Source organism: Sphingorhabdus wooponensis (genome assembly GCF_003933235.1).
Taxonomy (GTDB): Bacteria; Pseudomonadota; Alphaproteobacteria; order Sphingomonadales; family Sphingomonadaceae; genus Sphingorhabdus_B; species Sphingorhabdus_B wooponensis.
Window position 1 is genome coordinate 1,172,893 of sequence record NZ_RWJI01000001.1, and the last position, 11,411, is coordinate 1,184,303.

The 11,411-nt window shown below is 54.1% G+C and carries 11 protein-coding genes and 1 other RNA gene; 2 read left to right on the forward strand and 10 right to left on the reverse strand.

Annotation, left to right across the window (positions count from 1 at the left end; genetic code table 11):
• Nucleotides 1–13: 13 nt before the first annotated feature.
• The 4 genes from frr to rpsB form a co-directional block, all read right to left on the reverse strand.
• Nucleotides 14–571: a ribosome recycling factor gene (gene frr / locus D7D48_RS05820; RefSeq protein WP_125230387.1), complete on the reverse strand. Its 558-nt coding sequence runs from the start codon at nucleotides 569–571 to the stop codon at nucleotides 14–16.
• Nucleotides 572–574: 3 nt separating this feature from the next.
• Entirely contained in the window at nucleotides 575–1,300 is a 726-nt protein-coding gene (gene pyrH / locus D7D48_RS05825) for a UMP kinase (protein ID WP_125230900.1), read from the reverse strand.
• A 145-nt stretch (nucleotides 1,301–1,445) separates the two neighbouring features.
• On the reverse strand, nucleotides 1,446–2,372 hold the full coding sequence (tsf, locus tag D7D48_RS05830; RefSeq protein ID WP_125230388.1) for a translation elongation factor Ts: 927 nt from the start codon (nucleotides 2,370–2,372) through the stop codon (nucleotides 1,446–1,448).
• Nucleotides 2,373–2,532: 160 nt separating this feature from the next.
• Nucleotides 2,533–3,366 (reverse strand): 30S ribosomal protein S2, encoded by an 834-nt coding sequence (gene rpsB / locus D7D48_RS05835; protein WP_125230389.1) that lies wholly within the window; start codon nucleotides 3,364–3,366, stop codon nucleotides 2,533–2,535.
• Nucleotides 3,367–3,713: 347 nt separating this feature from the next.
• On the opposite strand from rpsB, the gene D7D48_RS05840 reads away from it, so the two are divergent.
• The gene (locus D7D48_RS05840; protein WP_245964349.1) at nucleotides 3,714–4,016 is read left to right on the forward strand and encodes a hypothetical protein; all 303 of its coding nucleotides are present in this window, start codon (nucleotides 3,714–3,716) and stop codon (nucleotides 4,014–4,016) included.
• 192 nt (nucleotides 4,017–4,208) lie between these two features.
• The gene (locus tag D7D48_RS05845) at nucleotides 4,209–4,448 is read left to right on the forward strand and encodes a hypothetical protein (protein ID WP_125230391.1); all 240 of its coding nucleotides are present in this window, start codon (nucleotides 4,209–4,211) and stop codon (nucleotides 4,446–4,448) included.
• A gap of 208 nt (nucleotides 4,449–4,656) precedes the next feature.
• On the opposite strand, the gene D7D48_RS05850 is transcribed toward D7D48_RS05845, so the two are convergent.
• The 6 genes from D7D48_RS05850 to D7D48_RS05875 form a co-directional block, all read right to left on the reverse strand.
• On the reverse strand, nucleotides 4,657–4,929 hold the full coding sequence (locus D7D48_RS05850; RefSeq protein ID WP_125230392.1) for an HU family DNA-binding protein: 273 nt from the start codon (nucleotides 4,927–4,929) through the stop codon (nucleotides 4,657–4,659).
• A gap of 187 nt (nucleotides 4,930–5,116) precedes the next feature.
• The gene (gene lon / locus D7D48_RS05855; RefSeq protein WP_125230393.1) at nucleotides 5,117–7,516 is read right to left on the reverse strand and encodes an endopeptidase La; all 2,400 of its coding nucleotides are present in this window, start codon (nucleotides 7,514–7,516) and stop codon (nucleotides 5,117–5,119) included.
• A 154-nt stretch (nucleotides 7,517–7,670) separates the two neighbouring features.
• Complete coding sequence (locus D7D48_RS05860; RefSeq protein ID WP_125230394.1) at nucleotides 7,671–8,006, reverse strand: YbaB/EbfC family nucleoid-associated protein; 336 nt, start codon at nucleotides 8,004–8,006, stop codon at nucleotides 7,671–7,673.
• Entirely contained in the window at nucleotides 8,003–9,760 is a 1,758-nt protein-coding gene (locus D7D48_RS05865) for a DNA polymerase III subunit gamma/tau (protein ID WP_125230395.1), read from the reverse strand. The genes D7D48_RS05860 and D7D48_RS05865 overlap by 4 nt, the downstream gene beginning before the upstream one ends.
• A gap of 61 nt (nucleotides 9,761–9,821) precedes the next feature.
• An RNA gene (gene ffs, locus D7D48_RS05870) (signal recognition particle sRNA small type) lies at nucleotides 9,822–9,916 on the reverse strand.
• An 89-nt stretch (nucleotides 9,917–10,005) separates the two neighbouring features.
• Nucleotides 10,006–11,409: a glutamine synthetase family protein gene (locus D7D48_RS05875; RefSeq protein WP_125230396.1), complete on the reverse strand. Its 1,404-nt coding sequence runs from the start codon at nucleotides 11,407–11,409 to the stop codon at nucleotides 10,006–10,008.
• Nucleotides 11,410–11,411 lie beyond the last annotated feature (2 nt).

The following is an 11,411-nucleotide window of genomic DNA, read 5'->3' on the forward strand; positions in this document are numbered from 1 at the left end:
GGGCTAGCCAAAATCACTGGCTAAGGATTTCCTTTTCCTTATGCGCTGCGGCGTCATCGACCGCCTTGATCATTTCATCGGTCATTTTCTGGACTTCAGTTTCCAACCTTTTGCGGTCGTCTTCGCTGATTTCCTTCTTATTTTCATCAGTCTTCAATCCGTCATTGGCATCACGGCGCACGTTGCGGATCGCAATCTTTGCCTTTTCCGCATATTGGCCTGCGAGCTTCGCAAGTTCCTTGCGGCGTTCTTCGGTCAGGTCAGGGATTGGCAGACGCAGTGTTTGACCATCTGTTATCGGGTTTAAGCCCAAACCAGCCGAACGAATCGCCTTCTCCACCGGAGTCACATTTGACCGGTCCCATACCTGCACCGATAACAGACGCGGTTCTGGCGCGCTGACGGTCGCAACTTGGCTTAAGGGCATGTGTGATCCATATACTTCCACCACCACGGGGTCGAGCAAGGTCACGTTGGCGCGGCCCGTCCGCAAACCCGAAAGGTCGCTTTTGAATGATTCAACAGCGCCCTTCATCCGGCGCTCTACATCGGTTTTGTCATATTGCGGCATGGATCAGTTTCCTTCGCTTGTTACCACAGTTGAAGTGCCGCTTCCGTCGAGCACTTTCAATATATTGCCCTGCTCGCGGATCGAGAAGACCACGATTGGGATGTTGTTGTCACGGCATAAAGACACCGCACTGGCATCCATAACCTTCAGATTGTCCGCCAAGACACGATCATAACTCAATGTTTCATAACGCTTTGCTGTCGGAACCTTTTTAGGGTCCGCGTCATAAACACCGTCGACCGACGTCCCTTTAAATAAGGCATCGCATTGCATTTCGGCCGCGCGTAATGCAGCGCCGCTATCGGTTGTGAAAAATGGTGCACCGACGCCAGCGGCGAAAATGACGATGCGTCCCTTTTCCAAATGCCGTTCCGCACGGCGGCGAATGACTGGCTCGCAGACCTTGTCCATCTCAATGGCGGATTGGACACGGGTCGGCACACCAAGCTGCTCCAGCGCGTTCTGCATGGCCAGCGCGTTCATCACGGTGGCAAGCATGCCCATATAGTCCGCCTGCGCCCGGTCCATGCCCTTGGCCGCGCCGGACATCCCACGGAAGATATTACCTCCGCCGATAACCAAGCAGAGCTGCAAACCTGTATTCTGCGCCGCCTTTACCTCTTCGGCCACGCGAGCGACTGTTTCGGGGTCAATGCCATAGGCTTGATCACCCATAAGCACTTCGCCTGATAATTTCAGCAGAATGCGGCGATAGCCGTGTGCGCCCATAATGTCCCTCACCCCGATACGATAATGGCGCCCAGCTATAGAAGCCACGCGCCACATCGCCAAGTGCTTATGCCGTAATTTAATAGCGACATGTAAACTCCGCTCGCACCCCGCTTAGGCGAGATGCGAACGATGCTTTTGTTTTTTATGCGCCAACCGCAGCAGCTACTTCAGCCGCAAAGTCGGACACTTCCTTTTCAATGCCTTCACCAAGCTGGAAGCGGACATAGTCCTTCAGCACGATGGGCTTGCCAGCTTCTTTACTAGCGGCTGCCACAACGTCGGAAATCGGTGTCTTGCCGTCCATTACAAATGGCTGGCTCAACAAAGCATTTTCCTTAGCAAATTTCTTTACAGCGCCTTCGACCATCTTTTCGACGATATCGGCAGGCTTGCCGCTTTCCGAGGCCTTTTCACGGGCAATGCCGCGTTCGCGCTCAAGTGTTTCGGCATCCAAGCCAGTTTCATCCAGCGCCAGCGGGAATGCAGCGGCAATGTGCATAGCCAATTGCTTACCAAGACCATCCAGCGTCGCGGCATCCGCTTCGCTTTCAAGCGCCACCAAAACGCCAATGCCGCCCATGCCGGGTGCCGCAACGTTGTGCACATAAGAAACCACACGGCCATTGGTGACCGAAAGCGACTTAACGCGGCGAATAACCTGGTTTTCACCGATGGTCGCGATATTGTTGGTCAGACGATCCTGAACTGTTTCACCGCCACCATAAGGCGCGGCCAAAACGGCTTCAGCGTCATTCGCAGCCAGGCCAAGGGCGACTTGGCTAACAGCAGCGACGAATTCCTGGAACTGTTCGTTCTTCGCGACGAAATCGGTTTGGCTGTTAACTTCGATAGCCGTGCCCTTCGTGCCTTCTACAGCAACACCGACCAGACCTTCAGCAGCCGTGCGGCTCGATTTCTTGGCAGCAGTTGCAAGGCCCTTGGCGCGCAGCAGGTCAACAGCGGCTTCGATATTGCCATTGGTTTCTTCAAGCGCCTTTTTGGCGTCCATCATGCCAGCGCCGGAAAGCTCACGCAGTTCCTTGACGGCTGAAGCAGTAATTGCAGACATACATTTGTCCTTTCGAATATGGTTTGCGAGAGGCAAAGATCCCTCATCGCTTTAAACAATGTCACCCCCGACTTTATCGGGGGCCCATGGTGCGACCAGTCAGCATACACCGACATGCCAGACCATCGATTCCCGCTTGCGCGGGAATGACAGAAAAATATTACGCTTCTGCGGCAGGCGCTTCGGCTGGCGCAGCTTCTTCAACAGCAGGAGCGGCCTCTTCGGCCACTGGCGCGGCTTCTTCGACCAATGCGGGTTCAGCCGCTGGCTCAACTTCCGCACCAAGGTCAACGCCCTTAGCAACCTTAGCGTTCACATTGCCCTTGGTTGCCGCAGTGGCAACGGCGTCGCAATACAAACGAATGGCGCGCGCAGCGTCATCATTTGCAGGAACGGGGAATGCAATGCCGTCAGGCGACACGTTGGAATCGAGAATCGCGATCACGGGGATACCCAAAACATTGGCTTCCTTGATGGCGAGCTCTTCTTTGTTGGCGTCAACGACGAACATGACATCAGGAATGCCGCCCATGTCGCGGATACCGCCAAGGCTCAATTCGAGCTTATCGCGTTCGCGCGTCATTTGAAGGATTTCCTTCTTCGTGAAACCGTGCGTGTCGCCCGAAAGCTGCTCTTCAAGAGTTTTGAGCTTCTTGATCGAGTTTGAAATGGTCTTCCAGTTGGTGAGCATACCGCCCAACCAGCGATGGTTGACGAAATGCTGACCCGATGCGCGGGCTGCATCAGCGATTGGGCCCTGGGCCTGACGCTTCGTGCCAACGAACAATACCTTGCCGCCAGACGAAACGCTCTGAGCGACGAAATCAAGCGCACGTGCAAACAATGGCACGGACTGCGACAGATCGAGAATATGGATGCCGTTGCGCGCGCCGAAGATATACGGCTTCATACGGGGGTTCCAACGGTGTGTTTGGTGGCCAAAATGGGCCCCAGCTTCAAGCAATTGCTGCATGGTAACGACAGGTGCCGCCATGGTACTTCTCCTTCCGGTTGAGCCTCTGGGAAACTAGAACTTCACTATTGCCTTAAAGGCAAAGATCGGCACCGGTTTGTGCGTTTCCCATGTGGAATGAGGGCGCCGTTATAGTTGTGGGCAGGATTCGTCAAGCACCAATGCTGATTTCAAGATACCATATCCACCCTAGCGGTATTAACAAGCAGTTCAGATTTATCTGCATAAAGCGATGGAATGGATGGAAAAACATCATGAAAGTGCGATTGACCGTCTTTGCTGGATTTTTGCTGGGGTTAACGCCGTAGCCAGCCTTTGCATATGCACCGTCATTGGGCGAAGCGCAGCAGTCCGTCCCGCCGGAACGCATGTCGTTTCTCGTAACCTTTGGCACAGAGCAATGCCCGAAGGCGGAAGGTGACGAAATCATCGTCTGCGCAACGCAGCCCGAAGGTGATCGCTATCGTATTCCCAAACCCCTGCGCGTAGACGACGTTTCGGACATCGCTGGCGGAAGCTGGACCTCAGCGGTGGAAAGTCTCGACAGCTATGCACGCGCTATCTTGCCCAATAGCTGTTCCGTGAACGGCAGCAATGGTTTCACCGGATGCCTGCAACAGGCGCTGCAGGCATGGCATGCGGAGCGCCGTGGCGCGCCCAATAAACGCTGAGCTGTGGTCATTAGAATCTTTGGCCGTTGTAGAAGCTGTCCAATATCCCCCTCCCCATTTTACCTTAGGATGTTCCGGCTAAATCATGATGCTTGACAATAAGGAACAAATAGTGAACAAGGCCTCAAATCCGGTGTAAAGCCGAATCAACGCTCCAGCCATTTTGGTCGGAGATCACAAAGGATTAGTGCCATGACGATCATCGCTTCCCTTCTCTTTCTTACGGCACTGGTTGCGTCCATCGGTGTGATCATTCTGTCAATTCGCAGCGCCATGCCGCGCATTCAAGAAGTTATCGATATGGAATTTGCGCCAGCGATGCAGCGGGAACGACGTATCATTCTCGGCGATATGCGGCGCTTGGCGCCTGCGACAATCATCGCCTTTCCAAACGCGCCCCGCGTTCAAAACGACAAACGTTTAGCAGCCTAACGAAGGCTGTCGGGGAACTCCCCTTTCAATCTGCTTCACAATCAAAATGAACATAGTTTTTGTGGGGTCCAGCGCTGCGTCGCTTCACCAATAATCAATGTACGCGGAAGATACGCCTCATAGCGGCTTAATTTATTGCCCTCTTTGCGCAATAAAAAAGGGCGGGTGCTTTCGCCCCGCCCTTTTTACCAATTTCTTGGTATGTGTCTTAGTTGACAGCGTCTTTAAGCGCCTTGCCAGCCTTGAACTTTGGCTGAGTCGATGCCTTGATGGTCATTGGCTCACCGGTGCGTGGGTTACGGCCGGTCGATGCCTTACGCTTTGCAACGCCAAAAGTGCCGAAACCAACGAGACGCACTTCGCCGCCGCTCTTCAGAGCGCCAGTGATTGCTTCAAATGTTGCTTCAACAGCTTTAGCAGCATCAGCCTTGGTCAAACCGCTAGCGTCGGCAACTGCACTGACGAGATCTTGCTTGTTCATGTGGGAACCCCCTCTAAAATTATGAGAAACTCATTTATTGCTAAATTGAGTCGCGGCTTAGGCCGGTCTTTCGATAATGAGGAGATTGTTGACACTGTCAAAGGAAATATCGGCCCAAAACCGTCATTTTCTGTGAAAAACAGCGCTCTCCCCCCATTAGATGCAGCAAAAAGTAGGATGTACAGGCTTAATGGGTCACTGAAGCGCCGTTTTCTCCGCCGATTCCCGCTGGCAAAGCTGCCGCCAAATCATCTGCCTCAGTCCACTCAACAGCAACCAATGGTGCCACAAGTGCACGTGCTAAAACTTGGTCAACATGGCTGACGGGAATGATTTCCAGACCATTTTTGATGTTGGCCGGTATCTCTGCGAGATCCTTCTCATTCTCTTGTGGGATAAGGACTGTTTTAATCCCGCCGCGTAAAGCTGCCAACAACTTTTCCTTCAAACCACCAATAGGAAGCACCCGACCACGCAAAGTTACTTCGCCGGTCATCGCAACATCACGGTGCACCGCAATACCCGTCAAGGTCGACACGATGCAGGTGACCATGCCGATACCGGCAGAGGGGCCATCCTTTGGTACGGCGCCTTCGGGAAGGTGAATATGCACATCCTTGCGGGCAAACAGACTTGGCTTAATGCCATAGCTCGGCGCACGCGCCTTCACATAGCTCAAGGCGGCCTGGATGGACTCGCTCATCACTTCGCCAAGCTTACCTGTGGTTTTGATTTGCCCCTTTCCGGGCACCGTAACCGCTTCGATGGTGAGCAATTCGCCACCGACTTCGGTCCAGGCTAGGCCAGTCACCGCGCCAATCTGGTTTTCTTCCTCGCCCATGTCATGGCGATATTTGCGGACACCCGAAAAATCCGCGAGATTTTCTGGCGTAATGGCAATGCTTGTGTCTTTGCCTTCCAAGATGCGACGCAGCGCCTTGCGCGCAAGCTTTGCAATTTCGCGTTCCAAAGTCCGGACACCCGCTTCACGCGTGTAATAACGGATGACGTCACGCATGGCGTCGTCGCTGATGGAAAACTCATCATGCTTCAGGCCATGCGCATCGATTTGCTTTTCAATCAAATGCCGCTTGGCGATCTCAAGCTTCTCGTCCTCGGTATAGCCTTCAAGACGGATAATCTCCATCCGGTCTAATAGGGCTTGCGGCAAGTTTAAGCTGTTTGCCGTCGTCACAAACATGACGTCCGACAAATCAAGGTCGATTTCCAAATAATGGTCGTTGAACTTATTGTTCTGCTCCGGATCAAGCACTTCCAGCAAAGCCGACGCAGGGTCGCCGCGAAAATCCTGTCCGAGCTTGTCGATTTCGTCGAGCAGGAACAACGGGTTCATCGTCCCCGCCTTTTTCAGGTTTGCCGCAACCTTACCCGGCATCGAACCGATATAGGTCCGACGGTGACCGCGAATTTCCGCTTCGTCACGCACACCGCCCAAGGATTGGCGGATGAATTCACGGCCCGTGGCCTTGGCAATCGATTTACCAAGCGATGTCTTGCCCACGCCGGGCGGACCGACGAGGCACAATATCGGCCCCTTCAACTTGTTCGTACGCGCTTGCACCGCCAGATATTCGATGATCCTATCTTTCACCTTTTCTAAAGCGAAATGGTCGGCATCCAGCACATCTTGCGCTTTAGCGATATCTCGCTTCAGCTTTGACCTTTTGCCCCAAGGTATCCCCAGCAAAGTATCGAGATAGTTGCGGATCACGGTCGCTTCGGCTGACATGGGCGCCATACCGCGCAGCTTTTTCAATTCCGCATTGGCCTTCGCCTTTGCTTCCTTGGACAGCTTCATCGTATCGATCTTGGATTGAAGCTCAGCAATCTCGTCGCCGCCTTCACCATCATCATTACCAAGCTCGCGCTGAATCGCCTTCATCTGTTCATTCAGATAATATTCGCGCTGGGTCTTCTCCATCTGCCGTTTTACGCGGCCACGGATTTTCTTCTCCACTTGCAAAACGCCAAGCTCACCTTCCATGAAGGCAAAAGCCATCTCAAGGCGCCGCAACGGGTTGACTTCCACCAATAAGGACTGCTTATCCGCAACTTTCAATTGGATGTTCGCCGCAACAGCGTCGGCTAGCGCAGATGGTGTGTCGATATCGCTTAATTGCACCGCCGTTTCGGCAGGCATTTTCTTATTCAGCTTCGAATAATTCTCAAATTGCTCCGTGACCGAGCGCATTAGCGCTATGGCCTCAGGCCCTTCAGCATTGTTTTCGGTAATCAAGCTAATATTAGCTTCGACATAATCATTACCGCGCTCAACAAGATCGCGCAATTCTGCCCGTTGCTTACCCTCGACGAGCACGCGGACGGTGCCATCGGGCAGCTTCAACAACTGCATGATTGTCGCAGTCACGCCGATATTATACAGATCATCCTTGTCCGGATCATCCTCGGCAGGGTCAAGCTGGGCTACCAGAAAAATTTCTTTATTTGCGGCCATCGCCTTTTCAAGCGCAACCACCGATTTGTCGCGCCCGACAAATAACGGCACAATCATGCCGGGAAAAACAACAATGTCGCGCAACGGCAATAATGGAAGGTTCAGATCCATAGATACTCCAATTGGCGGACGCCCGAAATGGCGCCCCACCGGTTCCCCCTCAATATGAGTGCTTTGTGCACGCTTTCAATGCATGTGCATCACTTGCACGCATTTAACTGGGGAAAAACCAATTTGGTCTACGGCAGCAAAGCCAGTTCTTTTATCAAAATGGCAATTTAAATCCTGGCGGCAAAGGCAGTCCACTCGACATTTTGCTCATTTCGGCGTTGCTAGCGGCATCCGCCTTTTCGCGGGCATCATTGAAAGCAGCCGTAATAAGGTCTTCCAACATCCCCTTTTCAGCGGGCACGATAAGGCTGTCATCCAGTGCAACGTTCAAAATGCGACCTTTTGCGGTAGCACGGACTTTAACGAGACCGCCTCCGGACACACCCTCCACCTGAATAACGTCCAGAGTCGCCTGCGCTTGTTCCATCTGCTGCTGGATGTTCTGGGCAGCTTCCTGCGCCGCCTTGATCATCTCTTCCATGCTTTTCATGCGCTCTTACTCCATTTCATGTCATTCTCGTCGCTGTCGAGCAGCTCCGCCTCTGGAAAGGCTGCGAAAGCCGCTTTGACCAAAGGTGACTCCAATATAATGCGTTTATCTGCTTCTGCGGCGGCTTGCTCTTGCTCGAGCAAGCTTGGCTGCGCCTCACCGGCGCGTTCCTCAACGTCCCAGCGCGTGCCCGTAACCTTGGCCAACGCATCGCGCAGCTCTGCGACGAAGCTCGGCGCAACAGGCCCGGCCAATTGATATGCCAGATAAGGTGGCACGTAGTCCACAATACGCATCACATCGCGCAATGTCATTTCAAGGCTAACAAAACCATCCCGCGATAGTCGTTCCAACAATGCATGGAAATTTGCAGGCATCAATGACTGCACATTGGCCGTTGGTGAATCTTCCTGCGCGGTGGGTGCCGACGCGGCCGGTGGAGCCGTGAACGCGCCGTCGCCAATCATCTTGGCCAGTTCGCCTGGATCAGGCAAAGTTGCGGCATGAACCACCCGCAGAAGGGCCATGTCCGCTGCATCAAGCGGTACTGAAGCGCGAGCGACCTCTTCTTGCCCCTTCAACAACAACTGCCACAAGCGGTGCAAAACAGGGAAGGATAAGCGGTCGGCATGATCTTCAACCACAGCCGCAGCCTCGGCGTCCAAGGCACCGTCACGCGGTGCGCCAACTTTGGCGAGCGTAAGCCGATGGACCTCAGACAAAAGCCCAGCAAACATCGCCAGCGGTTCAACGCCCAAATTATACTGGTTCTTCGCCTCCGCCAGCATCGCCTGCGCGTCACCAATAAGGATTAGCCCAAATAAGCGGCGAATTGCGCCACGGTCGGAAAGCCCCAGCATGTCGCGGACTTGCGCGGCGGTAACCTTTCCATCACCCTCCATATCGGCATGGGCAATGGCTTGATCGAGGATTGAGAGCCCATCCCGAACAGAGCCCTCCGCCGCTTGTGCGATCAGAGTCAGCGCTTCCACCTCGGCGGCCACAGCTTCCTTGGCAGATATGTCTGCAAAATGCGCCGAGAGTTTCTCAGTCGAAATCCGCTTCAAATCAAAACGCTGGCACCGCGACAATACAGTGATGGGAACCTTGTTCACTTCCGTCGTGGCAAACAGGAACTTCACATGGCCCGGCGGTTCTTCAAGCGTTTTCAGCAACGCATTGAATGCGTTTTTCGACAGCATGTGCACTTCGTCGATAATGTAAATTTTGTAGCGTGCGGATACCGCGGAATAACGCACCGCCTCAATAATTTCACGCACATCGTCCACACCGGTGTGGCTTGCGGCATCCATTTCGATAACGTCGATATGACGCCCTTCGGCAATAGCCACGCAAGGTTCACAGGCACCGCAGGGATCAATAGTTGGTCCGCCCTGCCCGTCGGTTCCAATACAGTTCAGCGCCTTGGCTATCAGACGCGCAGTAGAGGTTTTTCCCACCCCGCGTACGCCGGTCATCAAAAATGCATGCGCCAAACGATCCCGCTTAATGGCGTTGCCAAGCGTCTGCACCATCGCATCCTGCCCGATGAGCTCCGCAAAAGTCTGTGGCCGATATTTGCGTGCCAAAACGCGGTAAGCTGCGCCGCCGGTCGGGACGGGCGCAGTCGGCGCTGTCGGCTTTGTAGTCGATGGTGTCTGGGCAACAGGCGGCAAATCAAGCCCCAGCCCCAATGCATCATCAGGCATATCCGGGTCGCGTTGCGCGAAATCTGGGCTATCGGAGTCGGGCATTATCATCATAATAGAAGTATCACCGACCTTTGTCGAAGTCTTCTCCACCAAAACACGGGGAAAAGTAGGAGCCGAATGACCCGCAGCGAATTCGTTGTGGCTGCTTCCGTCAGGATCTGACCAGGTTGGCGAGTGCCACGTCCATCCGACTCCCACGCCGCATATGGCCGCGACCTCGTCTAATTGCAAGACCGCTTTGGGATTTGGCAAATGTCTCAATTAGGCGCTTTAAGCGCCATGCCGGCTTATGCGTTACGCAAATACCAATCATAATCAATGCTGGGCACTTGTCCGAAATAACGGTCTTGTTCGACACGCTTCACAATCGTGAACATGTCGACAAAGCGGTCGCCAAGATAGCCCCGCAACAATTTGGAACCATGAAAACGATCAACAGCGGCAAACCAATTGCTGGGTGGTTTGTCATCGCCTGATCCGTCACGGTCATAGCCATTGCCCACAACCGCTGGGCCGGGGTCAATCTGGTTCGTGATGCCGTGATGAATTCCCGACAACACGCCAGCGACCGCAAGATAGGGGTTGGCATCCGCACCGCAGGCGCGATGCTCGACATGGCGGCTTGAAGGTGGGCCGGCCGGAATACGGAAGGACACAGTGCGGTTATTGACACCCCAAGTCGGTGCAACCGGCGCATAGCTGTTTGCTTTGAACCGGCGATAGCTATTCGCATGTGGGGCGAACAGCGCGAAGCAGTCCCCAATGCTCGCAATCATACCGCCAATGGCATGGCGCAGCATTGGCGTGCCTTCAGGATCATCGGCAGCGAAGAGATTATTCCCGTCTTTGTCGTTCATCGACACGTGAATATGCATGCCCGAGCCAGCTTGTTCGGCAAATGGCTTTGCCATGAACGTCGCCTCAAGTCCGTGCGCCTGCGCCACAGCTTTCACGACACGCTTATACATAATCGCATCATCACAGGCGCGCAGCACGTCGGGCTTATACCGCAAGGTCAACTCGCATTGTCCCGGCGCAAATTCAGATATGGCCGATTCCAACGGAAGCCCCTGAATGTCGCAGGTTTCGTACAATTCGTCGAAGAAAGGACGGAAATCGTCGAGCTCGCGCAGGCCATAAACTTCCACCATCTGCGGGGTTTCACCGCTATAGTCTGGCCGCGCTGGCCGGATGGATCCATCGCGTGCGCGCTTTGGATCCAACAAATAGAATTCCAGTTCCACCGCCAAAGCAGGCGTCAGACCCATTTCGGCAAAGCGGTCTACAACAAGGCCAAGTACATGGCGCGGGTCAAGGTCGTGCGGCTGGCCATCCAGTTCATAGAAATCAACCATGAATTGCGCGGCATTATCGCCAGCCCAAGGTGTGCGAACCAATGTGCCCGGAATTGGCTTCATCGAACGGTCCGCATCGCCATCTTCCCATACAAGACCTGTTTCGACCGTGTCCTGCCCAGTGATATCGACAACCGCGATGGAGCCGGGAAAAAAGCGACCGATTTCGTAAACGGATAATACCTCATGCTGGCGCAGTCGCTTACCGCGCGGCACGCCGCCAAAGTCGGTGTAGATCATCTCGATCGAGTCAATGTCGGGATGCGCGGCAAAAAACGCCTCTGCCTCACTACGCGGTGCTATGGTCGCTGATGATATGGCTCGTTTAATTGTCATGA